This window comes from Sphingomonas phoenicis (assembly GCF_047238005.1).
In the GTDB taxonomy this organism is placed as follows: Bacteria; Pseudomonadota; Alphaproteobacteria; order Sphingomonadales; family Sphingomonadaceae; genus Sphingomonas.
The window spans coordinates 3,079,170-3,102,932 of the sequence record NZ_JBDFMC010000002.1; the positions used below are offsets into that span (position 1 = coordinate 3,079,170).

Below are 23,763 nucleotides of genomic sequence, written 5' to 3' on the forward strand. Positions count from 1 at the left end.
CGCATCATGTAGGCGCGTTCGCTTGTTGCGAAAAGAGATACCGACTCGCAATAAGCTCAAAGGTCGCGGGAATAGGTGTGTGCGTCGTATTGCCGACCGTCGCGCCCGCGATAATAGCCGCGCCGTTCGCCGACCTTGGCGAAGCCGGTACCCTCGTACAGCCGCGCCGCCGGGTTGCCGCCGCGCACCTCCAGATGCAGCTTCTTCGCCCCCGCCGCCTGGCAGTCCGCGACGACCGACCGCAACAGCGTGCCGCCCACGCCGCGCCGCCGCCGGTCGGGCGCCACCGCGAGCAGCAGCAGTTCCGCCTCGTCCATGATCGTGCGGGTCAGGGCAAAGCCGGCGGGCTCGTCGGCGTCATAGGCCAGCACCAGCTGGACGCCCGGCATCGCCAGCACGCCCAGGCACTGGCTGCGTGTCCACGCCTCGCCGAATTGCGGATCGAACGCGGCTGCCATCAGGGTGTCGACGACCGCCACGTTGCGCGCGTCGCCGGGGCGCAGGGTCAGGCTGCGCGTGCTCATCGCCGCGCCGCCGGCAGCTTGGCATCGGGCGCCCGGCCATAGAGCGGTCGGGGATCGAGATCGATCAGGGCAGGGGGCAGCAGGCCGATGTCGCGCGCATCGGGCAGCGCATCCTCGCCCGCCGGCAGTAGTCCCGCCAGCCGTGCCAGTCCGCTGCCGGCCACCGGTACCGCGCCGATCCGCGCCGCCGCGTCGGCGGGGGTCAGCGACACGGCATCGCCGCGCGGCGTCATCGCCCGCCCGAAGATCTGCACGAACAACTCGCCATGTCCGGCCTCCAGCACCGCGGCGACCGCCTCGTGCGACGTGCGGTCCAGGGCGGCGGCGGCGACCAGCGCGAGCGAGGAAAAGCCGCGTACCGGCACGCCCCAGCCCAGCGACAATGCGCGTGCCGCGGCGACGCCAACGCGCACCCCGGTGAAGCTGCCGGGGCCGATATCGACCAGCAGTCGATCGGCGCGCCCGCCGTCCGGCAGTTCCGCGATCATCGGCACCAGCCGTTCGGCATGGCCGCGACCGACCACGTCGTGCCGCGCATCCACCATCCTGCCGTCGTCGATCAGGGCGACCGAGCAGGCGGCAGTGGCGGTGTCGATGACGAGAGTGCGCAATGCTTGTTCCACTGGAAGCGGCCGGTCACCGCCGATCATGCCGCTTGTATGCCGGCGACACCACTGGCGAAATGGCGGGCCCCGGACCCGCCACCCGGCTCAGGCGAAGCGGTTGAACGTCTCGAAGGGCGGTCGCGGCGACCGGCCGTGGACGGTGGCCGGATCGCCGTGGCCCAGCGTCGCGATGAAGTTCGTCCGGACCGAGGGCTGGTCGGCGAAGAACGCCTTGTCCACGGCCCCCGCATCGAAGCCCGTCATCGGCCCCGTCCCCAGCCCCAGCGCGCGCGCCGCCAGGATCAGATACGCCCCCTGCAACGACGAATTGCGGAACGCCGATGCCTCGCGCAGCTCGCGATTGCCGTCGAACCAGCTCTTCGCATCGGTGTGCGGGAACAGCTGGGGAAGATACTCGTGGAACTCGGTGTCCATGCCGATGATGACCGTTACCGGTGCAGCCTTGATCTTTTCGCCGTTGGAGCCGCTGGCACAGGCGGCCAGCCGGTCCTTCGCGTCCTGGCTGGTGCACCAGATCAGCCGGGCGGGCATCTGGTTGGCGGACGTCGGCCCCATCTTCATCAGGTCCCAAACGCGGCGCAGATCGTCGTCCGACACCGGCCGGTCGGTGAAGTGGTTGAAGGTCCGCGCCTCGATGAACAGCTGGTCGAGTGCCGCCTGGTCCAGCGGGGTGTCGAACGTCACGGTCACTACACGGCCCTCACTTCGGTGACCTCGGGTACGTAATAGCGCAAAAGCTGCTCGATCCCGTTCTTCAGCGTCGCGCTGGACGACGGGCAGCCGGCACAGGCACCCTGCATGCGCAGGAAGACCTTGCCCTTGTCGAACCCGCGATAGACGATGTCGCCACCGTCGTTCGCCACCGCGGGTCGGACGCGGGTGTCGATCAGCTCGCGGATCTGCGCGACGATCTCCGCATCGGCGGGGTCGTCGGTCGTCACCTCCTCGTCGGCGGCGGGGACCGAGAAGCCGGCACCGGTCTGGCGGAACAGCGGCATCTGCCCGCTGAAATGGTCGAGCAGGATCGACAGCACGTCGGGCTTCAGGTCGCGCCATTCGCTGCCCGGTCCGGCGGTGACCGACACGAAGTCGCGGCCGAAGAACACGCCGGTAACGTCGCCCAGCCCGAACAGCGCCTCGGCCAGCGGGCTCGCCTCCGCCTCCTCGGGCGTTGCGAAGTCGCGGGTGCCGGCATCCATGACGGTGCGACCCGGCAGGAACTTCAGCGTCGCCGGGTTGGGCGTGGTTTCTGTCTCGATCAGCATGGCAGCCATGTGGAGGATGGCGCCGGGTGGATCAAGGCGCGCGGACGAAACACTGCGTCGCCTTCTGCCGACCGTCATCGATACTGGTTGGGAAAGAGGAGAACTGGCGGTGGCGATCCCGGCACGCTACATGGCGCGGATGGCGTCTGTATCGCGCGCGTTTCGCGTTTCCCTGATCCCCCTCCTCCTGCTGTCGACCGCGCCGCTTCACGGCCGGGCCGCCGCGCCGCCGCCCCGGGCGAAGGTCGCGCCGAAGCCGGCGCCGGCAACGCCCGTCGCCGCGGCCGCACCGGCACCGGTCGCGGTCGATACCAGCGCGTGGCTCTACAAGGGGAGCGACATCGAGCCGGACGCGGCGTGGAGCTTCGGCACGCTGCCGAACGGCCTGCGCTATGCGGTACGGCGCAACGGCGTGCCGCCGGGGCAGGTGTCCGTCCGCGTGGCGATGGATGTCGGCTCGCTTTACGAGACCGAGGCGGAGCGCGGCTACGCGCACTTCATCGAGCATCTGTCGTTCCGCTCCTCCGCCTATGTCGCCGATGGCGAGGCGAAGCGGGTGTGGCAGCGTTACGGCGCCACCTTCGGCTCGGATTCGAACGCGTCGACCACGCCGACACAGACGCTCTACAAGCTCGACCTGCCCTCCGCGACCGAGGCGGGGCTGGACGAGAGCCTGCACATCCTGTCCGGCATGATGGCCGCGCCGATCCTGACCGACAAGTCGGTCGACGCCGAACGGTCGATCGTCCTGGCCGAGCGGCGCGAGCAGCCGGGGCCGCAGGTGCGCTTCCAGGACGCCCTGCGCGAAACCTTCTTCACCGGCCAGCTGCTGGCCGAACGCTCGCCGATCGGGACCGAAAAGGCGCTGACCAGCGCCACCGGCGCGACGATGAAGGCGTTCCACGATCGCTGGTATCGCCCTAGCCGCGCCGTCGTCATCATCTCCGGCGACATGGATCCGGCGCTGCTCGCCCGGCTCGTGGTCAAGAACTTCGCCGGGTGGAAGGCGAACGGGCCCGACGTGCCCGCCCCCGATTTCGGCAAGCCCGACCCCACCAAGCCGCCGACCGCGACCATCGTCGAGCCCGGTTTGCCCGCCGTCGTCGCCACCGCGGTACTGCGCCCGTGGCAGTTCAATGCCGATACTATCCTGTTCAACCAGAAGCGGATGGTCGACACGGTCGCCACGCGGCTGGTCGCCCGCCGTTTGGAACAGCGGGCGCGGGCAGGGGGCAGCTTCCTCCAGGCGTCTGTCTCACTTGAAGATGAATCGCGCTCGGCCAACGGCACCTTCACCACCATCGTTCCCGTCGGCGACCAGTGGGAAGCCGCGCTGAAGGACGTGCGCGCGGTGATCGCCGATGCGATGGCGACCCCGCCGACCCAGGCGGAGATCGACCGCGAGCTGGCCGATTACGACACCATCCTGCGCACCACGGTGGAGACGTTGCGGGTCGAGGCGGGCGGCCGGCAGGCCGACGACATGGCCGGCGCGCTCGACATCCGCGAGACAGTGACCTCACCCGCGACGTCCTACGCGATCTTCAAGGATGCGCGCGCCAAGACGATGTTCACGCCGGCCACCGTGCTGGCCTCGACGAAGCGCATCTTCGCCGGCGACGTGACCCGCGCGATCGTCAACACGCCGACGCCGGAGGCAGGTGTCGCCGCGAAGCTGGCGGCGGCGCTGAAGGCCGACGTGTCGGGGCTGGCCGGGCAGCGCCGCGTGCAGGCGGCGGTCGATTTCTCGAACCTGCCGGCGCTGGGCTCGCCCGGCAAGGTCACCTCGCGCCAGTCGATGGCAGAGATCGGGCTGGAGCGCGTCACCTTCGCCAATGGCGTGCGGCTGCTGGTCTTTGCCAACCCGTCGGAAACCGGCCGCGTCTATGTCCGCACCCGCTTCGGCGGCGGTTACGGCGAGCTGCCCGCCGACAAGTTCAGCCCTGCCTGGGCGGCCGACAGCGCGCTGGTCGAAAGCGGCGTGGGCAAGCTGGACCAAGGCGATCTTGAACAGCTGTCCGCCGGGCGGCGCATCGGCCTGGACTTCGGCATCGACGACGATGCGTTCCTGCTCGGCGCGATGACGTCGCCCAGCGATTACCGCGACCAGCTGAAACTGATGGCGGCCAAGCTCGCCTTCCCCGGCTGGGATCCCGCCCCGATCGCGCGCGCGCGCGCCGCGGCGCAGGCGGCGCAGGCCGGCTTCAACGCCTCGCCGTCGGGCGTGCTCGGCCGCGATCTCGACGGGCTGCTGCGAGGCGGCGATCCGCGCTGGACCTCGCCGACTCCCGAGCAGATCGCCTCGCTCACCCCCAAGAACTTCAGGAAGCTGTGGCAGCCGCTGCTCGCGTCCGGTCCGGTCGAGGTGATGGTGTTCGGCGACGTGAAGACCGACGAGGCGATCGCCGCCGTCGCCGCCACCTTCGGGGCGATGAAGCCGCGCGGGGACGACAGCGCCCAGCCGCGGCCGCCGGCCTTCCCCGCGCACAACGCCACACCGGTGATGCGCACCCACGACGGCCAGGACAATCAGGCCGCGGCGGTGATCGCGTGGCCGACCGGCGGCGGCATCGCCGAGATCCGCACCAGCCGCCAGCTGGACGTGCTCGCGCAGATCTTCAGCGACCGCCTGTTCGAGCGGCTGCGCCAGGGCACCGGCGCCAGTTACAGCCCCTCGGTCAGCAGCGACTGGCCGGTCGGCATGACGGGCGGCGGGCGTCTGGTCGCGATCGGCCAGGTCGCGCCGGAAAACGTCGCCCTGTTCTTCCGCCTGTCACGCGAGATCGCCGCGGATCTGGCGAAGAACCCGGTCAGCCCCGACGAGCTGGACCGCATCCTGAAACCGATGCAGCAGCAGCTGATGCGCGCCTCGACCAGCAGCCAGTTCTGGCTGGCCCAGATGGGCGGCGGCAGCTACGACCCGCGTCGTCTGCAGGCGATCCGCTCGCTCGGCTCGGATCTGGTCGGCACCACCCCGGCGGACATCCAGGCCCTCGCCCAACGCTATCTGCGCCCGGACACCGACTGGACGATGGCCGTGGTGCCGAGGGCGAAGGCTGGGGCGGCGGGAACGACGACGGCGCGGTAACCTCTCCCCTCCCTTTGCAGGGGGGAGAGAAGAGGCGGGGAATGATCAGCCCCGATACAGCGCGTCCAGCCGCTCGCCGTACACCTGTCGGATCACATGGCGCCGGATCTTCAAACTCGGCGTCAGCTGTTCGTTCTCGATCGTGAACGGCCCGTCGGCCAGCACGAAACGGCGCACCCGTTCGGTGACCGACAGGTCCCTGTTCACCCGCTCCACCGCCGCGCTCAGCGCCGCGCGATAGTCGGCATTCTCCGCCAGCCGGGCGAAGTCGCACCGTCCGCCGCCCTTCGCACACCATTCCTGCGTCCATTCCGGGTCAGGCACGATCAGCGCGACCATATAGGGCCGCCGGTCGCCGGCGATCATCGCCTGGCCGATCTCGGGTTGCAGGGTCAGCATCCCCTCGACCTTCTGCGGCGCGACATTGTCGCCCTTGTCGTTGATGATCAGGTCCTTCTTGCGGTCGGTGATCCTGATCCGGCCGCGATCGTCGATCTCGCCGATGTCGCCGGTGTGCAGCCAGCCGTCCTTCAGCACGCGCGCCGTCTCGGCCTCGTTGCGCCAATAGCCGTGCATCACCAGTTCGCCGCGCACCAGGATCTCGCCATCGTCGGCGATCCGCACCTCGGTATTCGGCAGTGGCGGGCCCACCGTGTCCATCTGCACGCCCGCCGACGGGCGGTTGCACGAGATCACGGGTGCCGCCTCGGTCTGGCCATAACCCTGCAGGAAGGTGAGGCCCAGCGACTGGAAGAACACGCCGATCTCCGGGTTCAGCGGCGCACCGCCCGACACCATCGCCTTCAGCCGCCCGCCGAACTTCTTGCCGATCTTCGGCTTGAACAGCGTGTTGACCACCAGCTGCATCGGCCGGTCGATCAGCCGCAGCCGCCCCTCGTAATGGCGACCGCCGATCCTCACCGCCTGGTCCAGCAGCCGCTGCGACAGCCCGCCCTGCTTCTCGATCGCCTTGCTGATCCGCATCCGCAGCACCTCGAACAGGCGCGGCACCACGACCATGATCGTCGGGCGCACCTCCTCGATGTTGGCGGCCAGCTTCTCCAGTCCCTCGGCGTAATAGATCTGCCCGCCCAGCCCGATCGGGAAGTGCTGCCCGCCGGTATGCTCGTATGCGTGGCTGAGCGGCAGGAACGACAGGAACACCTCGTCCCCCCAGCCGAAATCCTCGGAGATCACGGTGCAGCAGCCGTTGACGTTGTGCAGGATAGCGCCGTGATGCTGCATCACCCCGCGCGGCGCGCCGCCGGTCCCGCTGGTGTAGATGATGCAGGCCAGATCGTCGCGCCCGAACGTCGCCTGCGCCGCGGCGTCCTCGGCCGCGGTCGGATGCTGCGCGATCAGCGCGTGCCAGTCATGGAAATCGATGCTGCCGGACGGCGCGCGCATCTCGTCGATGCCGATCACTGTCTGTCCCTGGTTCGACCGCAGCACCGCGGGCATCAGTACCTTCGCCAGCTTGGCGGTCGACACGATGATCCCGCACGCACCGGAATTCTCCAGGATATGCAGGTGGTCGCGCTCGGTATTGGTGACATAGGTCGGCACCGTGATGCAGCCGGCGGCCATGATCGCCAGATCGGCGATGCACCATTCCGGCCGGTTCTCGCTCACCAGCATGATCCGGTCGCCTGGCTTCATCCCCACGGCCTTCAGCCCTGCGGCAAGGCTGGCGACCTGGCGTGCCGTGTCGGACCAGCTGGTCGATTCCCAGCGCCCGTCCGCCTTCGTCCACAGGAACGGCGCGTCGCCCTTTTCCCGCGCTCGCTGGAAGAACATGGTGACGAGGTTGGGGAAATGTTCGAGGGTTCGCATGATCTCTCCTGCCGGCCGCGTCTTCGCGTGTCCGTTATTCCGATGGCCCGTCGGGCGCCGCGCCGGCCCGCCGGATGCGGGTAACGGTGCCGTCCTCGGCCATCGCCGCGCCCTCGCTCCGCGGGTCCGCCGCGCCGACCCAGCGGCCGCCGACCCGTTCGATCGCATTCGCCTTCAGCCCCATCGGGGCGACCTGCACCGTCTCGCCCAGCGCGCGGAGGGCTGGGGCCATCGCCTCCACCGTCGTCCCCCGCTCAAGCGTCGCGGTGCGGCCGGGCGCATAGACGAGCCCCAGCGCGATCGCGTCCTGCGCGCTCAGCTGCCAGTCGAGCACGCCGACCAGCGCCTTGGCGATCTGCGCGATGATCGTCGATCCGCCCGCCGCGCCCAGCGCCAGCCGCACGCTGCCGTCGGGATTGTAGACGATCGTCGGCGCCATCGAGCTGCGCGGCCGCTTGCTGCCCTCTACCCGGTTGGCGACCAGGCTGCCGTCCTTCACCGGCACGATGTCGAAATCGGTCAGCTCGTTGTTCAGCACCGTGCCGTCGACCGTCAGGCCCGATCCGAACGCGCCCTCGACCGTCGTCGTCACCTCGACGACGTTGCCGCGCCGGTCGACCGCGACCAGGTCGGTCGTCCCCGCCACTTCGCTGACCGGCGCCTTCACCCGTCGCGGCGCGCCGGGCGGCGTTCCCGCGCTGACGCTCGCCATCGTGCGGTCGGGCGAGATCAGCGCCGATCGTCCCGCCAGATAGCGCGGATCGACCAGTCCTTTCGCCGGCACCGACACGTAATCGGGATCGCCGACGTACAGGTCGCGATCGGCATAGGCCAGGCGGCTGCTCTCGGCGAACAGGTGCCACGCCACGGGCGAGTCCTTGCCCAGCGCGGCCATGTCGAACCGTTCCAGCTGCTTCAGGATCATCTGCACGGTGATGCCGCCCGACGATGGTGGCCCCATCCCGCAGACGCGATAGCGGCGATAGCGTGTGCAGACCGGCGCGCGCACCTTCGCGTCATAGGTGGCCAGGTCGCCCGTCGTCATCGCCGACGGATTGCGGGCGGCGGTGTTGACCGTGGCGACCAGCTTCGCCGCCTGCGGCCCGACATAGAAACTGTCGGCACCCTGCGTCGCGATCCGCTCCAGCAGCGCCGCCTGCGCCGCGTTGCGAACGGTCGCGCCCACCCGATACGGCTGCCCGTCGGCACCGGTATACAGCGCCCGGCTCTCCGCCGTCAGGTGCTTGCCGAACAAGGTGACCGCGTTGGTGAAGCGCGGGCTGGCGGCGAACCCGTCGCGCGCAAGCCGGATCGCCGGCCCGAACAGCGTCGCCCAGGGCAGCCTGCCCGATTGCCGGTGCGCCAGCGCCATGCCGCGCAACGCCCCCGGCACGCCGACGCTGCGCCCGCCCGGCACCGCATCGCGGTGGCTCATCGGCGTACCGTCGGCGGCGTAGAACCAGCGCGGATCGGCGGCGGCGGGCGCGGCTTCGCGCGCGTCGATCGTCGTCACGCCCTTCGCCCCGGCCTTGTGGGTGACCCAGAAACTGCCGCCGCCGATCCCGGAGCTCTGCGGCTCGACGACATTCAGCGCCAGCATCGTCGCGATCGCCGCATCGGTCGCGGAACCGCCGGCCCGCAGCATCTCCACCCCCGCGGCGGCGGCGCGCGGGTCGGCGGCGCTGACCATGCCCTGCGCCACCGGCGTCTTCGCCGCGACGGGAGCGGCAATCGGCAGGAGCAGCGCGGCAAGCAACGGGGCAGGGGTCTTCATGGCCGCGAACCGTAACGCCATTCGCGGGCCGGACAAGTCAGCCGGCGCCGACCGCCTCCGCCACACTGGCAAAGCCGTCGCGGGCCAGCAAGGCCGCAAGCCCGCGATTGATCCGTGCGGGCAGGCCCGGCCCTTCATAAACCAGGGCGGTGTACAGCTGGACCAGACTGGCCCCGGCCAGGATGCGCCGGTACGCCTCGTCCGCCGATCCGATCCCGCCCGCGGCGATCAGCGGCAGCTGCCCGCCGGTCGCCTTGCGGAAATCGGCCAGCCGCTCTCGCGCCAGCGGTGCCAGCGGTGCGCCCGACAGCCCGCCCGTTTCGCCGGCATGGGCCGATCGCAGGGATGGTCGTGTGACGGTGGTGTTGCCGATGATGATCGCCGCCAGCCCGTTGTCGATCGCGGCGCGCGCGATTTCGTCCACCTGTCCCGGTTCCAGATCGGGTGCGACTTTCAGGAACAACGGCGTGGTTCCCCGCGCCGTCGCACAGGCCGCGAGCAGGTCGCGGAGGGGCTGGCCGCTTTGCAGGTCGCGCAAGCCCGGCGTGTTGGGAGACGAGATGTTGATCGTGACGTAATCGCCGACCGATGCCGCCTCGCTGACGCCCTGTACATAATCCGCGATCCGGTCTTCGGAATCCTTGTTCGCGCCGACATTGATGCCGAGGATGCCCCCCCCGGCAGGACGGCGCATGGACGATGCCCCGGCCCGCGCCAGCCCCGCGGCGAGCCCGCCATTGTTGAAGCCATAGCGGTTCACCACCGCGCCGTCCTCCCGCAGGCGGAACAGGCGCGGGCGTGGGTTGCCGGGTTGCGGCCGCGGTGTCAGCGTCCCGATCTCGACCGCGCCGAACCCCAGGCCGAAAAAGCCGTCGACCGCCTCGCCATTCTTGTCGGCCCCGGCCGCCAGACCGACGGGGTTGGCGAACCGCAGGCCCGCCACCGTCGTCGCCAGCGGCGCGCGATACGTATCGACCGAGTGATTTACCACGAACTTGCCGCGCAACCGCAGCGCGGCGATCGTCAGTCGGTGCGCCCGCTCTGCATCGAGCGCGAACAGCAGGGGGTGATACCAGGCCATGCTTTCGCCTTTGCACGCGTCGCGCAGGCGAAGGAAGCCGGTTCGCGCGGAGGCGCGAAGGCGCGGAGAGAAAATCGAAATGCACGCGTCGCGCTCGCCCTGGCGATGCCACAGGCATTCCGGTCGGGTTCGATCGGGGCGCCGGTGGAGATCGACCTGACCCTCTCTCGATCTTCTCCGCGTCTCCGCGTCTCCGCGAGAACAAAGGCTTCTTCACCTTCTCGCACCTGTCCCCTGCGAGACGTTCGCAAAGATAGCGGTTGATCCCGCACCGCAGCGAGCCCATTTGGCAATCGGAACGAATAGGTCCGATTAGCTCATGCGCCTCTCCTCTCTTGCCGACTATGCGGTCGTGTTGCTGTCCGCCGCCGCGCGCCACTGCGGCGGTGTGGCGCGGCTGAACGCGACGCTGCTCGCCGAGGAGACGGGCGTGCCGCTGCCCACCGCGCAGAAGCTGGTCAGCCGCCTCGCCGCGGCGGGCCTGCTGGAAAGCGCACGTGGCACCGGCGGCGGCTTCCGCCTGGCGCGGCCGCCCTCGGCGATCAGCCTGGCGGACATCATCGAGGCGGTCGAGGGACCGATCCAGATGACTTCCTGCGTCGAGGGCAGCCGCCACGACTGCGCCATCGAGGGCAGTTGCCAGGTCCGGCCGCACTGGGGCGTCGTCAACGAAGCGGTCCGCGGCGCGCTCGCCGGCGTATCGCTTGCCCGCCTCTCCCGGGCGCCCGCTCCGACCCACGATCCCATTCCCGCCCTTCTCGGCGAACAGGTGTAACCATGGCGACCAAGAACGCAGAGGCCTATGCGGCCGTGTCCAAGACCTACGAGTGGGGCTTTTCGTCCGACATCGAACAGGACTTCGCGCCCAAGGGCCTGAACGAGGACACCGTCCGCTACATCAGCGCCAAGAAGAACGAGCCCGAATGGATGCTCGACTGGCGGCTGAAGGCGTTCCGCCTGTGGCAGACGATGGAGGCGCCGGACTGGGCCAAGCTCAACGTCCCGCCGATCGACTATCAGGACGCCTATTACTACGCCGAGCCCAAGGCGAAGCCCAAGCTGGGGTCGCTCGACGAGGTCGATCCCGAGATCCTGCGCGTCTACGAAAAGCTCGGCATCCCGATCGCCGAGCAGAAGATGCTGGCCGGCGTCGAGGACCTCGACGCGGACGGCAACCCGAAGCGCCGCGTCGCGGTCGACGCGGTGTTCGACAGCGTCAGCGTCGCCACGACCTTCCGCAAGGAGCTGGAAGCCGCCGGCGTCATCTTCCGCTCGATCAGCGAGGCGATCCGCGAATACCCCGATCTGGTGCGCAAGTGGCTGGGCAAGGTCGTGCCGCAGCGCGACAATTACTTCGCGACGCTGAACTCGGCGGTCTTCAGCGACGGCACGTTCGTGTACATTCCCGAAGGCGTCCGTTGCCCGATGGAGCTGTCGACCTATTTCCGCATCAATGCGGAGAATACCGGCCAGTTCGAACGCACGCTGATCGTCGCCGACAAGGGTGCGTACGTCTCGTATCTGGAGGGCTGCACCGCCCCCATGCGCGACGAGAACCAGCTCCACGCCGCCGTGGTGGAACTGGTCGCGCTCGACGATGCAGAGATCAAATATTCGACTGTCCAGAACTGGTATCCGGGCGACGAGAACGGCGTCGGCGGCATCTACAACTTCGTCACCAAGCGTGCGCTGTGCCAGGGCAAGAACAGCAAGGTGTCGTGGACGCAGGTCGAAACGGGCAGTGCGATCACCTGGAAATATCCCAGCTGCGTCCTGTCGGGCGACGGCTCGGTCGGCGAGTTCTACTCGGTCGCGGTCACCAACAATCGCCAGCAGGCCGACACCGGCACCAAGATGATCCACCTGGGCAAGAACACCCGCTCGACCATCGTGTCGAAGGGGATCAGCGCCGGGCGCAGCGACAACACTTATCGCGGCCTCGTCCGCGTCGGGCCCAGCGCGGAAAACGTCCGCAACTTCACCCAGTGCGACAGCCTGCTGCTCGGCGACCGCTGCGGCGCGCACACCATCCCGTACATTGAGGTGAAGAACCCCAGCGCCCAAATCGAGCACGAGGCGACGACGTCCAAGATCAGCGAGGACCAGCTGTTCTACGCCATGTCCCGCGGCCTCGATCAGGAGGCGGCGGTCGCCCTGATCGTCAACGGCTTCGCCCGCGAGGTGCTGCAGCAGCTGCCGATGGAATTCGCGGTCGAGGCGCAGAAGCTGCTCGGCATCAGCCTCGAGGGATCGGTGGGCTAGGATCAACTGTCATCCCCGCGCAGGCGGGGATCCATACACTCGGCGGGGCCTATGGATTCCCGCCTTCGCGGGAATGACGGCTTAAATGCTTAAAATCGAAAACCTCCACGCCGAGATCGACGGCAAGGAAATCCTCAAGGGCCTGTCCCTCACCGTCAACGCGGGCGAGATCCATGCGATCATGGGCCCGAACGGTGCTGGCAAGTCGACGCTCGGCTATGTCCTCGGCGGCCGTCCCGGTTACGAGGTGACGGCGGGTTCCGTCCTTTTCAAACCCACCACCGTCACCCCGGCCTTGAGCCGGGGTCCCGCTTCTTCTTCTGAGGCGAGCGAAAGCAGCGAGACCCCGGATCAAGTCCGGGGTGACGAGGAGTGGATCGACCTGCTCGCCCTCGAACCCAACGAGCGTGCCGCCGCCGGCGTGTTCCTTGGCTTCCAGTACCCGGTGGAAATCCCCGGCGTGTCGAACGTCCAGTTCCTGCGCGAAGCCCTGAACGCGCAGCGTGCGACCCGCGACGAGAAGCCGCTGTCCGGCGCCGAATTCCTGAAGCTCGCCCGCGAGGAGGCGCGCAAGCTCGACATGGATGCCGAGATGCTGAAGCGTCCCGTCAATGTCGGCTTCTCGGGCGGCGAGAAGAAGCGCAACGAGATGGTCCAGATGGGCGTCGTGAACCCCAGGTTCGCGATCCTCGACGAAACCGATTCGGGCCTCGACATCGATGCGCTGCGTATCGTCGGCGACGGCATCAACCGGATCATGCGCAGCCCCGACAAAGCGGTGCTGCTCATCACCCATTACCAGCGCCTGCTCGACTACGTGAAGCCCGACTTCGTTCATGTGCTGGACGGCGGCGTGATCACCCGTACCGGCGGCGCCGAACTGGCGCACGAGCTGGAACGGCAGGGCTATGCGACGGCCGCCGTCGCATGAGCGTGCTGGAACTCCCCTCGACCCGTGAGGAGGCGTGGCGCTGGGCCGATCCGCAGGGGATCGCCACCGCCGCCGCCCTGCCGCGCACCGCGGCTGCCGATCCCGCCGGCTGGTTCCTCGACCTGCCCGGCGCGCGGATCGTCGTTCGTGACGGCGTGGTCGATCGCACCGCAAGCGACCTCCACCGGGTCACGCTGCGCCGGGTAGAGGCGAGCGACCATGCGCTCGCCGCCCGGACAGCCGGGGCGGGCTGGGCGCTCGACCTGGCGGAGGATGCCGCCGCCCATCCGGTCCAGATCGTCCATGTCGCCACCGGCGCCGCCAACCACCTGCCTGCGGACATCGCGCTGGCCGACGATGCCGTCGCGCAGGTCGTCGAGACCTATGTCGGCACCGGCTGGTCCAACCGCTTCACCCGCGTCACGCTGGGTCGCGCGGCGCGGCTGATGCGCGCGGTGCGGCTGTTGCAGGATGGCGGCTTCGTGTCGCTGCGTGAGGAAGCCGCACTCGGCACCGGCGCCAGCCTCGTCACCACCTTCCTGGGTGGCGGCGCGGCCGGCACCCGCATCGATGCCGCGATCGTCGCGGGGGAGGGGGCGTTCGCCGAATATGGCGGCGCGCTGCTGACCGCCGGCGAGCAGCGGCAGGAATGCGCCGTGCGCGTCCGTCATGCCGAGCCCAACGGCCAGTCGCACCAGCTGTGGCGCGCGGTCGCTGCCGACCGTTCCACCGCCAGCCTCGCCGCTGCGGTGGAGGTCGCGCGCGACGCGCAGAAGACCGATGGCGAGCAGTCGCTGCGCGGCCTCCTGCTCCAGCGGACCGCGACCGTGAACCTGAAGCCCGAGCTGGAGATCTTCGCCGACGACGTGAAGTGCGCGCACGGCGCCACGGTCGGCGAGCTCGATGCCCGCGCCCTGTTCTACATGCAGAGCCGCGGCATCCCGCGCGCGCGGGCGCAGGCGCTGCTGACCCGCGCCTTCGTCGCCGACGCGCTCGATCGGATCGGCGACGAGACGGTCCGCGACGCCTTCGTCGCCGATGCCGATGCATGGCTGGAAAGGGCGCTGTGACCGGTCCGGCCGCCGTCTCCCTGTCCTACATCGACGGTTCGTGCGACCACTCACGCGCGACCCGGTCGTGGGTGGCGGACCGGACGACGGCGACCGGCGCGCAACTGGTGTTTATGCCTTACCTTAGCCTTACCTTCCGGAGCGTCGCATGACCGTCACGACCGCCGCCCCGCTCGATGCCCTTGCCGATTTCCCGGCGATTCCCGCTGGTTGGGCCTATCTGGACACCGCCGCGACCGCGCAGAAGCCGCAGGTCGTGGTCGATGCCATCGCCCGCGCATATGGCGAGACCTACGCCACCGTTCACCGCGGCGTGTACCAGCGGTCGGCCGACATGACCGTGGCGTACGAGGCCGCTCGCCGGCGCGTGGCCGGCTTCATCGGCGCGGGCTCCGCCGACGAGATCGTCTTCGTCCGTGGCGCGACCGAGGGGATCAACCTCGTCGCGCAATGCTGGGCCGCGACCACGCTGAAGGCCGGCGACCGCATCATGCTGTCGATGCTGGAGCATCACAGCAACATCGTGCCGTGGCAGATGGTCGCCGAACGGGTCGGTGCCGCGATCGACGTCGCCCCGCTCACCGCCGATGGCCGCATCGACCTCGACGCGATGGCGGCGATGCTGACGCCGGCGCACAAGCTGGTGGCGCTTGCCCATGTGTCGAACGTCCTCGGCTCGGTCCTCGATGTCGCTCGCGCCACCGAACTGGCGCACGGCGTCGGTGCCAGGATCCTGATCGACGGCTGCCAGGCGGTACCGCGACTGCCGGTCGACGTGGCGGCGCTCGGCTGCGACTTCTACGTCTTCTCCGGGCACAAGCTGTACGGCCCCACGGGCATCGGCGTGCTGTGGGGCAAGCCCGAGCTGCTCGATGCGATGCCGCCGTGGCAGGGCGGCGGTTCGATGATCGACCGGGTGTCCTTTGCGAAGACCACCTACGCTCCCCCGCCGGGCCGGTTCGAGGCGGGCACGCCGCACATCGTCGGCGCCCTCGGGCTCCACGTCGCGATCGACTATGTCGATGCGATCGGCCTCGATCGCATCCACGCGCACGAGACCGCACTGGTCGCACAGGCGCGCGCCACGCTCGGCAGCATCAACAGCGTCCGCTTGCTCGGTCCCGACGATTCGGCCGGCATCGTCAGTTTCGCGATAGAGGGGGTGCATCCCCACGACATCGGCACCATCTTGGACGAACAGCAGGTCGCGATCCGCGCCGGCCATCACTGCGCGCAGCCGCTGATGGACGCGCTGGGCGTGCCGGCGACGGCACGGGCCAGCTTTGGCGTGTACAACGGCCCGCAGGATGTCGAGGCGCTGGCCCGCGGCATCGAACGCGTGACGAGAATTTTTGGATGACGGGAATGGTCGCATGAGCGGTTTCGAGGTCGAGCAGGTGGAGGGCGTCGCCCCCCCGCCCAAGGCACGCGTCGACGATGCGGCGGAGGCGGCGCCTGCCGCGCGCGAGCGCGACTATCTGGCCGGCTTCCTCGCGCAGAAGCCGCAGGGCGACAGCCCCGGCGAGCCGGGCGGCGAGTTGTACGAGGCGGTGATCGACGCGCTGAAGGACATCTTCGATCCGGAGATCCCGGTGAACATCTACGACCTCGGCCTGATCTACGGCGTCGAGGTGGCCGATGGTGGTCACGCCGCGGTGACGATGACGTTGACGACCCCACATTGCCCGGTCGCCGAATCGATGCCGGCCGAGGTCGAACTGCGCGTCGCCGCGGTCCCCGGCATCGCCACCGCCGACGTCAACCTCGTCTGGGATCCGCCCTGGGATCCGCAGAAGATGTCGGACGAGGCGAAGCTCGAACTGGGGATGCTCTGACATGGCCACCACCCTTCGTCCGCGCCCGGCGGCGCTGAACCTGACACCGACCGCAGAGGCGCGGATCGCCGACCTGATGTCGCGCGCGCCTGCCGGCACGATCGGGGTGAAGCTGTCGACCCCGCGCCGCGGCTGCTCGGGCCTCGCCTATTCGGTCGACTATGTTACCGAGGCGAAGCCGTTCGACGAGAAGATCGACACGGCGGGCGGCACGCTGTTCGTCGACGGCGGCTCGATCCTCTATCTGATCGGATCGACGATGAACTGGGTGGAGGACGACTTCACCGCCGGCTTCGTGTTCGACAATCCCAACGCCAAGGGCGCCTGCGGTTGCGGGGAAAGCTTCACCGTCTGATCCTTGCCGTGTACTGACCCCTGCAACGACGATCGGGGGAGGACGGGATGGACGGACTGTTCAGGCGCAAGGATATCACGCTACCGCAAGCGGATAGCGGCGGTCATCAGCTGGCGCGCACCCTGTCCTGGCCGCACCTCGTCGCGCTGGGCGTGGGGGCGATCGTCGGCACCGGCATCCTGACCCTGATCGGCGTCGGTGCCGATCGTGCCGGCCCCGCCGTCATCGTCTCTTTCGCCATCGCCGGCGCGATCTGTGCCTGCGCCGCGCTCGCCTATGCCGAAATGGCGACGATGATGCCCGTATCGGGCAGCGCCTATACCTACAGCTACGCCGTGCTGGGGGAGGTGATCGCGTGGGTCGTCGGCTGGAGCCTGCTGGCCGAATACACGCTGGTCGTGGCGACCGTCGCGGTCGGCTGGTCGGGCTATGCGGTCGGCTTCCTCTCCGGGCTCGGCATCCACCTGCCCGATGCGCTGGCGCACGGGCCGACCATGGCGAACGGGGCAGTCGCGGCCTGGGGCGTGAACCTCCCCGCGCTTCTCATCGTCGCCGTCGTCGCCGGCCTGCTGACGCTCGGCACGCGGGAGAGTGCGACGATCAACGCCGTGCTGGTCGTCGTCAAGATGATCGCGCTGGCGGTGTTCGTCGTCGTTGCGTTGCCCTATTTCGATGCCGCCAACCTTCACCCCTTCTCCCCGTTCGGCAGTGGCAAGACCGCGTCGGCGGACGGCGTCGAGCGCGGGGTCATGGCCGCGGCCGCGATCATCTTCTTCGCCTTCTACGGCTTCGATGCGATCTCCACGGCGGCGGAGGAAGCGAAGAACCCCGGCCGTGATCTGGCGATCGGCATCGTCGGATCGATGGTCGCCTGCGTCGCGATCTACATGATCGTCGCGGTCGCGGCGGTCGGCGCCCTGTCGTTCACCCGCTTCGCCGCCAGCCCCGAACCGCTGGCGCTCATCCTGCGCGAACTGGGGCGCCGCGGTGTCGCCACCTTCCTCGCCGCCTCTGCCGTGGTCGCGCTGCCGACCGTGATCCTGGCGTTCCTCTATGGGCAGAGCCGCATCTTCTTCGTCATGGCGCGCGACCGCCTGCTCCCCGCCAGCCTCGCCACCGTATCGCGCCGCGGCACGCCCGTGCGGATCACGCTGTTCACCGCCGCCGTCGTCATGCTGTTCGCCGGCTTCCTGCCGATCGACGCCATCGCCGCGCTGGCGAACGCCGGTACGCTCACCGCCTTCGTCGCGGTCGCGGTCTGCATGCTGGTGATGCGCCGGCGCGCGCCCGACATGGTGCGTCCGTTCCGCACGCCGCTGCCCTGGGTGGTCGGGCTCGGCGCGATCGGCGGGTGCCTGTACCTGTTCGCCAGCCTGCCGCAGCGGACTCAGATCTGGTTCCTCTGCTGGAACCTGGTCGGGCTGGCGGTCTACTTCCTCTACGCCCGGCGGCTGCGCGCCCGCGAGGGCTGATCGCCGGCGCCGGGCCGGATTACCGTGCCCGCGTCCAGTCCTGGCTGCGGCAGAACGGCCCGAAACAGCCCTTCACCTTCAACTGCCCGCCCTCGACGCGCAGTTCGGAGCGATAGGTGCGGCCGGACTCGGGATCGTAGATGCGCCCCTTCCACCGGTCGTCCGCCGGGGTGAAGCCCGACAGGATCGCGATCCCCTCGATCGGGCGATTGCGCAGTGCCTTGTCGGGGTTGTTGATGTCGACCGCCGGCCCGCCCGGCCGCGGCTTTAGCACCTTGGCGATCCGCCCGCACAGCTCGCGGCCGCAGGGAGCGATCTCGACGATCGCCTTGCCCTCGGCCGTCAGCCAGCGACCGCCGATCGGGGCGGGCGCCGCCACGGCGGCCGATGCCGCCATGGCCAGCGCGATCCCGGCCAGCGTCTTCACGCGGCCAGCTTGCGCAGGACGTACTGCAGGATGCCGCCGTTCAGGAAATACTCCAGCTCGTTGACCGTATCGATCCGGCAGCGGGTCTGGAACTTCTCGGTCGTGCCATCGGCGCGCACCATCGTCACCTCTACGTCCTGGCGCGGGCGCAGGCCGGCGACGCCGTGGATCGTGAACGTCTCGTCGCCGGTCAGGCCCAGCGTCTCGCGCGTCACGCCCTCCGCGAACTGCAGCGGCAGCACCCCCATGCCGACCAGGTTCGACCGGTGGATCCGCTCGAAGCTCTCGGTGATGACGGCGCGTACGCCCAGCAGGTTGGTGCCCTTCGCCGCCCAGTCGCGCGACGAGCCGGTGCCGTATTCCTTGCCGGCGATGATGACCAGCGGCGTCCCGTCCGCCTTGTGGCGCATCGCCGCGTCATAGATCGGCATGACCTCGCCGTCGTACCGGGTCATGCCGCCCTCGATGCCCTGCACCATCTCGTTGCGGATGCGGATGTTGGCGAAGGTACCGCGCACCATCACCTGGTCGTTGCCGCGGCGTGCGCCATAGCTGTTGAAGTCGGCGCGGCTGACCTGCCGCTCCGTCAGCCAGCGCCCGGCGGGGCTGTCCGCCTTGATCGATCCCGCCGGCGAGATGTGGTCGGTCGTGATCGAGTCGCCCAGGATCGCCAGCGGCTTGGCCTCGATGATGTCCATCACCGGTGCCGGCGTCATCCCCATGCCCTCGAAATAGGGCGGGTTGGCGACATAGGTCGATGCCGCCGGCCACGCATAGGTCGCGGTGCCGGTGACGTTGATGCCCGACCATTTGGCATCGCCCTGATATACGTTGCCGTACCGGGTGCGGAACATCGTGTCGTCGATATTGGCATCCATCACCGACCGGATCTCGTCGTTGGTCGGCCAGATGTCGCGCAGGAACACGTCCTGTCCGTCGGTTCCCTGACCCAGCGGCGTCTCGATCATGTCGGTCGTGACGGTGCCCTTGATCGCATAGGCGACGACCAGCGGCGGGCTGGCGAGGAAGTTGGCGCGCACGTCCGGCGACACCCGGCCCTCGAAGTTGCGATTGCCCGACAGCACCGACGCGGCGACGAGATCGTTCTCGTTGATCGCCGCCGAGATCGGCGCGGCGAGCGGGCCGGAATTGCCGATGCAGGTCGTGCACCCGTAACCGACCAGGTTGAAGCCCAGCGCATTCAGGTCCTCGGTCAGGCCGGCCTTGTCGAGATAGTCGGTCACCACCTGCGATCCCGGCGCCAGCGAGGTCTTGACCCACGGCTTGGCGGTCAGTCCCTTCGCCCGCGCCTTGCGGGCGACCAGACCGGCGGCGACCAGCACAGACGGGTTGGACGTGTTGGTGCAGCTGGTGATCGCCGCGATCACCACGTCGCCGTCGCCGATGTCGTGCGATGCGCCCTCGACCGCGGCGCGTTCGGGCTGCTCCTTGTGATACACCTTGAACAGGTCGCCGTTGAACACCTCGTCGACCTTGTTCAGCGACACCTTGTCCTGGGGACGCTTGGGGCCGGCGAGCGACGGCACAACCGTGCCCATGTCCAGCTCCAGCGTGTCGGTGAAGATCGGATCCGGTGCATTGTCCTCGCGCCAGAAGCCGTTGGTCTTGGCATAGGCCTCGACCAGCGCGACGTTCTCCTCGGTGCGCGCGGTCAGGCGCATATAGTCCAGCGTCCGGTCGTCGATCGGGAAGAAGCCGCAGGTCGCGCCGTACTCGGGCGCCATGTTGGCGATCGTCGCGCGATCGGCGAGCGTCATCGAGGCGAGGCCGGGGCCGTAGAACTCGACAAAGCGGCCGACGACGCCCTTCTTGCGCAGCATCTGCGTCACGGTCAGCACCAGGTCGGTGGCGGTGATGCCCTCCGCCAGCGCGCCGGTCAGCTTGAAACCGACCACCTCGGGGATCAGCATCGATACCGGCTGGCCGAGCATCGCGGCCTCCGCCTCGATCCCGCCGACGCCCCAGCCCAGCACGCCCAGGCCGTTGACCATCGTGGTATGGCTGTCGGTGCCGACCAGCGTGTCGGGATAGGCGATCATGGTGCCGCCCTGCGCGTGCTCGCCGCTCTCGGTCGACGACCAGATCGCCTGGCTGACATATTCCAGGTTCACCTGGTGGCAGATGCCGGTGCCCGGCGGCACCACCTGGAAATTGTCGAGCGCCTTCGATCCCCACTTCAGGAACTCGTACCGCTCCATGTTGCGCTGGTATTCAAGGTCGACATTGTCCGCGAACGCCTTCGGCGTACCGAACTCGTCGACCATCACCGAATGGTCGATGACGAGGTGGACGGGCACCTGCGGATTGATCTTGGCCGCGTTGCCGCCCAGCTTGGTGATGGCATCGCGCATCGCCGCCAGATCGACGACGCAGGGAACGCCGGTGAAATCCTGCATCAGCACGCGGGCCGGGCGATACTGGATCTCGCGGTTGGACCGCGCATCCTTCTGCCAGTCGACGATCGCCTGCACGTCCGCCTCGGTCACGGTCACGCCATCCTCGAACCGCAGCATGTTCTCCAGCAGCACCTTCATAGAGAAGGGCAGGCGGCTGATGTCGCCATACTTCTCCGCCGCCTTCGCCAGGCTGAAATAATCGTAGCTCTTGCCACCGGCGTTGAGGGTTGCGCGGGTCTTTAGGGTGTCCTGGCCGATGGCGGTCATGTGCGTCCTTTACCTGTTACGCCGTCGGCGTCCGGAAAAGGCGGCAAGGCCGCGCGGGCGCGAGGGCGTCGGTGAGTGCCGAATGGGCGCGCGATAGCAGGGGGGAGCAGCGAAGGGAACCGCCAGACGCCCGGATTCAGGGTGAGAATGGATCGCAACTCCCCGGCCGCTCGTTGAACCGAAACAAGGAGAGACGACGATGCCCGATGACCAGCCGAGCAACGCGCCCTATGGCGCACACCCCACCGCGCACAACCGCGATACGGCCGCCGCCGTGCTCGCCCGGACGGGGCAGGACAATGCGCCCGGCGGCGGCACGCTGATCGGATCGGGCGACGCTGAGGCCCCGGTGACGGGTGGCGGCGCGACGCCGAACAGCCCGATCGATACCGGCGTTGAGAGCAGCGGCGATCCGGAGGCCGAGGCGCGGCATCGTTCGCTGGCTGAGGACACCGCAGCACCGCGATAGGTATCGCGGTCCACGTTCAATCGTTCAACGGATGAGGAGAAATCGACATGGCGAAGAATTTCGAGGACATGGCGCAGGGCGGCGCGGAACGCGCCCGGCAGGCAGGCGAGGCGATGCAGGCATCCGGACAGAAGATGGCGGAAGGCGGATCGACCCTGGGCGTCAAGATCATCGAGCAGGCGGAAACCAACGCACAGGAAGCATTCGCCGCCATGCGCGCCGCGGCCCAGGCCAAGGACCTGAGCGAGGTCATGCGCATCCAGACCGACTATCTCCGCGATCAGGGCAGCCGGTCGATGGCGCAGGCGCGGGAAATGGGGGAGCTCATCATGCAGTTCGGCCGCGATGCGGTCGCGCCGCTGAAGGGCGGCGGACAGGGATAATCCGGGCGGCCGTTCGACCCGGCTGAAGGCGGGTCGTTCTCGCCCATCCGATCGACTGCTCTCGCCGGCTGATGCTATTCGCCTGGCGGGGCTCCGGCTTCCGCCGGCCGTGCGGCTCCGGCGGGGGTTACCGGACGCGGCCCGTCGGCCGTGCCCTCCAGCGAGGAATCCCCGCCCAGCACCCGGTACAGCGTCACCCGGTTGGACGATGCGACCAGCTGGGTAGCGACCAGTTGCCGCTGTGCGGTGTACAGCGACCGTTGCGCGTCCAGGGTGTTGAGGAACGGCGTGATGCCGCCGCGATAGGAAGCGTCCGTCAGCCGCAGCGTGTCCGCCGTCGCCGCGACGTTGCGGCGATTGGCAGCAAGCTGCTCGGCGATCGTTCCCTGCCGTGCCAGCGCGTCGGCTGTCTCGCGGAACGCGCTCTGGATGGCGCGCTCATAGGTCGCCAACGCCGCATCGCGTTGTGCCTGAGTAAATCGCACGCTCGCCCGCCCGGCACCCGCCTGGAAGATCGGGTAAGAGACCGCTGGCGCGACCGAGTAGTTGAAGGCATCACCGGTGAACAGCGACGACAACGCGGTCGAGGCGAAGCCGACCAACCCGGTCAGCGAGATGCGGGGGAACAGTGCCGCGCGCGCCGCGCCGATCTCCGCATTGGTGGCCCGAAGTTCATATTCTGCCTGCACCACGTCGGGCCGGCGCAGCAGGATGCCGGAATCGAGACCGGCGGGCAGGGCGGCGACGCTTGCTGCCGCTTCGTCCAGCATCGCCGGCAGCAGTGAGGGATCGACCGGAGCGCCGACCAGCAGCTGCAGCGCGTTGGCGTCCTGCGCCACCAGCGTCCGCTGGAGCGCCAGGTCGGATTCCGCCGTCGCCAGGATCTGCTCGGCCTGCGCGACGTCGGTGCGCGGGCTGATCCCGCCGCGCAGCCGTGCCCGTGTCAGCTCGACCGAGCGTTGTGCCGACGTCGCGGTATCCTGCGCGATGCGGAGCAGCGTCTGGTCGGCGGCATAGGTCAGCCAGGCATCGGCGATGTCGCCGACCAGTGTCAGACGCGTCGCCCGTGCACCGGCTTCGGTAGCGAAGTACCGGTCCAGCGCCGCGCGGCTGAGGCTGCGGATGCGGCCGAAAAGGTCGAGCTCGAACGCCGTGGTACCCAATCCAACCGAGAAGGCACTGTTGCCGCTCGACGTGGTCACGACGGTTCCACCGGTTCCGGTACCGCCCGTACCTCCGGTCCCCGTGCCGGTCCCGCCGGTGCCGGTACCTCCGGTTCCCGTCCCGCCGGTACCTGTTCCGCCAGTACCGGTTCCGCCGCCCGCAACGTTCGACGCGCCGCGCCCGCCGCCGGAGTAGGTGTAGCGGCCGGTCGCATCGACCTGCGGGAACAGGTCCGCGCGCTGGATGCGATACTGCGCGCGGGCGGCCTGGATGTTGGCCGCCGCGATCCGCAGGTCGCGATTGTTGACCAACGCCTGCTCGATCAGGGACTGTAGCCGTCGATCGGTGAAGACCGCCGGATAGGTGATCGCCGGCAACGCCGCCTCCGACTGGCGGAGGTACGCATCGCCCACCGGCCATGACGGCGGCACGGGAGCCTCCGGCCGCACATAGGTCGGCGCCAGCGAGCAGGCGGATAGCGTCGTCGCCGCGAGCAGCGTTGCCATCGCGATCGGCGATT

The 23,763-nt window shown here is 69.0% G+C and carries 21 protein-coding genes; 11 read left to right on the forward strand and 10 right to left on the reverse strand.

The annotated features are described in order from the left end of the window. Positions 1-56: 56 nt before the first annotated feature. The 4 genes from ABC319_RS15645 to ABC319_RS15660 form a co-directional block, all read right to left on the reverse strand. Complete coding sequence (locus ABC319_RS15645; RefSeq protein ID WP_413071110.1) at positions 57-524, reverse strand: GNAT family N-acetyltransferase; 468 nt, start codon at positions 522-524, stop codon at positions 57-59. Further along, positions 521-1,135: a tRNA (adenosine(37)-N6)-threonylcarbamoyltransferase complex dimerization subunit type 1 TsaB gene (gene tsaB, locus ABC319_RS15650; protein WP_413071111.1), complete on the reverse strand. Its 615-nt coding sequence runs from the start codon at positions 1,133-1,135 to the stop codon at positions 521-523. The genes ABC319_RS15645 and tsaB overlap by 4 nt, the downstream gene beginning before the upstream one ends. 99 nt (positions 1,136-1,234) lie before the next feature. Further along, positions 1,235-1,840 (reverse strand): malonic semialdehyde reductase, encoded by a 606-nt coding sequence (locus ABC319_RS15655; protein ID WP_413071112.1) that lies wholly within the window; start codon positions 1,838-1,840, stop codon positions 1,235-1,237. Further along, positions 1,840-2,415: a NifU family protein gene (locus tag ABC319_RS15660; RefSeq protein WP_413071726.1), complete on the reverse strand. Its 576-nt coding sequence runs from the start codon at positions 2,413-2,415 to the stop codon at positions 1,840-1,842. The genes ABC319_RS15655 and ABC319_RS15660 overlap by 1 nt, the downstream gene beginning before the upstream one ends. A 139-nt stretch (positions 2,416-2,554) precedes the next feature. On the opposite strand from ABC319_RS15660, the gene ABC319_RS15665 reads away from it, so the two are divergent. Continuing rightward, complete coding sequence (locus ABC319_RS15665) at positions 2,555-5,503, forward strand: M16 family metallopeptidase (protein ID WP_413071727.1); 2,949 nt, start codon at positions 2,555-2,557, stop codon at positions 5,501-5,503. 45 nt (positions 5,504-5,548) lie between these two features. Here the strand turns inward: ABC319_RS15665 and ABC319_RS15670 are convergent, their stop codons facing one another. From ABC319_RS15670 to ABC319_RS15680, 3 genes are read right to left on the reverse strand one after another with little or no spacing between them, the layout of a single operon-like run. After that, complete coding sequence (locus tag ABC319_RS15670; RefSeq protein WP_413071113.1) at positions 5,549-7,336, reverse strand: AMP-dependent synthetase/ligase; 1,788 nt, start codon at positions 7,334-7,336, stop codon at positions 5,549-5,551. A gap of 34 nt (positions 7,337-7,370) precedes the next feature. Beyond that, positions 7,371-9,110 (reverse strand): gamma-glutamyltransferase, encoded by a 1,740-nt coding sequence (gene ggt, locus ABC319_RS15675; protein ID WP_413071114.1) that lies wholly within the window; start codon positions 9,108-9,110, stop codon positions 7,371-7,373. A 37-nt stretch (positions 9,111-9,147) separates the two neighbouring features. After that, positions 9,148-10,191, reverse strand: coding sequence for a quinone-dependent dihydroorotate dehydrogenase (locus ABC319_RS15680; RefSeq protein ID WP_413071115.1), 1,044 nt, complete (start codon positions 10,189-10,191; stop codon positions 9,148-9,150). A 319-nt stretch (positions 10,192-10,510) separates the two neighbouring features. Between ABC319_RS15680 and ABC319_RS15685 the strand changes: the two genes are divergently transcribed. From ABC319_RS15685 to ABC319_RS15720, 8 genes are all read left to right on the forward strand, one after another. Continuing rightward, complete coding sequence (locus ABC319_RS15685; protein WP_413071116.1) at positions 10,511-10,966, forward strand: SUF system Fe-S cluster assembly regulator; 456 nt, start codon at positions 10,511-10,513, stop codon at positions 10,964-10,966. Between the two features lie 2 nt (positions 10,967-10,968). Continuing rightward, entirely contained in the window at positions 10,969-12,453 is a 1,485-nt protein-coding gene (gene sufB, locus ABC319_RS15690; protein WP_413071117.1) for a Fe-S cluster assembly protein SufB, read from the forward strand. 85 nt (positions 12,454-12,538) lie between these two features. Further along, positions 12,539-13,384, forward strand: a complete 846-nt coding sequence (gene sufC, locus ABC319_RS15695; protein WP_413071118.1) for a Fe-S cluster assembly ATPase SufC — start codon at positions 12,539-12,541, stop codon at positions 13,382-13,384. Continuing rightward, entirely contained in the window at positions 13,381-14,454 is a 1,074-nt protein-coding gene (locus ABC319_RS15700) for a SufD family Fe-S cluster assembly protein (protein WP_413071119.1), read from the forward strand. The genes sufC and ABC319_RS15700 overlap by 4 nt, the downstream gene beginning before the upstream one ends. Positions 14,455-14,602: 148 nt before the next feature. Then, entirely contained in the window at positions 14,603-15,814 is a 1,212-nt protein-coding gene (locus ABC319_RS15705) for an aminotransferase class V-fold PLP-dependent enzyme (RefSeq protein WP_413071120.1), read from the forward strand. Between the two features lie 13 nt (positions 15,815-15,827). Further along, a complete protein-coding gene (locus ABC319_RS15710; protein ID WP_413071121.1) occupies positions 15,828-16,289 on the forward strand; it encodes an SUF system Fe-S cluster assembly protein in 462 nt (153 codons plus the stop codon). Between the two features lies 1 nt (position 16,290). Then, positions 16,291-16,644, forward strand: a complete 354-nt coding sequence (locus ABC319_RS15715; protein ID WP_413071122.1) for a HesB/IscA family protein — start codon at positions 16,291-16,293, stop codon at positions 16,642-16,644. A 47-nt stretch (positions 16,645-16,691) separates the two neighbouring features. Then, positions 16,692-18,116 (forward strand): amino acid permease, encoded by a 1,425-nt coding sequence (locus tag ABC319_RS15720; RefSeq protein WP_413071123.1) that lies wholly within the window; start codon positions 16,692-16,694, stop codon positions 18,114-18,116. A gap of 19 nt (positions 18,117-18,135) precedes the next feature. Here the strand turns inward: ABC319_RS15720 and ABC319_RS15725 are convergent, their stop codons facing one another. Both ABC319_RS15725 and acnA read right to left on the reverse strand, forming a co-directional pair. Beyond that, positions 18,136-18,543, reverse strand: a complete 408-nt coding sequence (locus ABC319_RS15725) for a DUF2147 domain-containing protein (RefSeq protein WP_413071124.1) — start codon at positions 18,541-18,543, stop codon at positions 18,136-18,138. After that, a complete protein-coding gene (gene acnA, locus ABC319_RS15730; RefSeq protein WP_413071125.1) occupies positions 18,540-21,227 on the reverse strand; it encodes an aconitate hydratase AcnA in 2,688 nt (895 codons plus the stop codon). The genes ABC319_RS15725 and acnA overlap by 4 nt, the downstream gene beginning before the upstream one ends. A gap of 199 nt (positions 21,228-21,426) precedes the next feature. Between acnA and ABC319_RS15735 the strand changes: the two genes are divergently transcribed. Both ABC319_RS15735 and ABC319_RS15740 read left to right on the forward strand, forming a co-directional pair. Then, complete coding sequence (locus ABC319_RS15735; protein WP_413071126.1) at positions 21,427-21,696, forward strand: hypothetical protein; 270 nt, start codon at positions 21,427-21,429, stop codon at positions 21,694-21,696. 47 nt (positions 21,697-21,743) lie between these two features. Continuing rightward, positions 21,744-22,079, forward strand: a complete 336-nt coding sequence (locus tag ABC319_RS15740) for a phasin family protein (protein ID WP_413071127.1) — start codon at positions 21,744-21,746, stop codon at positions 22,077-22,079. Between the two features lie 74 nt (positions 22,080-22,153). On the opposite strand, the gene ABC319_RS15745 is transcribed toward ABC319_RS15740, so the two are convergent. Continuing rightward, positions 22,154-23,749, reverse strand: coding sequence for an efflux transporter outer membrane subunit (locus tag ABC319_RS15745; RefSeq protein WP_413071728.1), 1,596 nt, complete (start codon positions 23,747-23,749; stop codon positions 22,154-22,156). Positions 23,750-23,763: the final 14 nt, after the last annotated feature.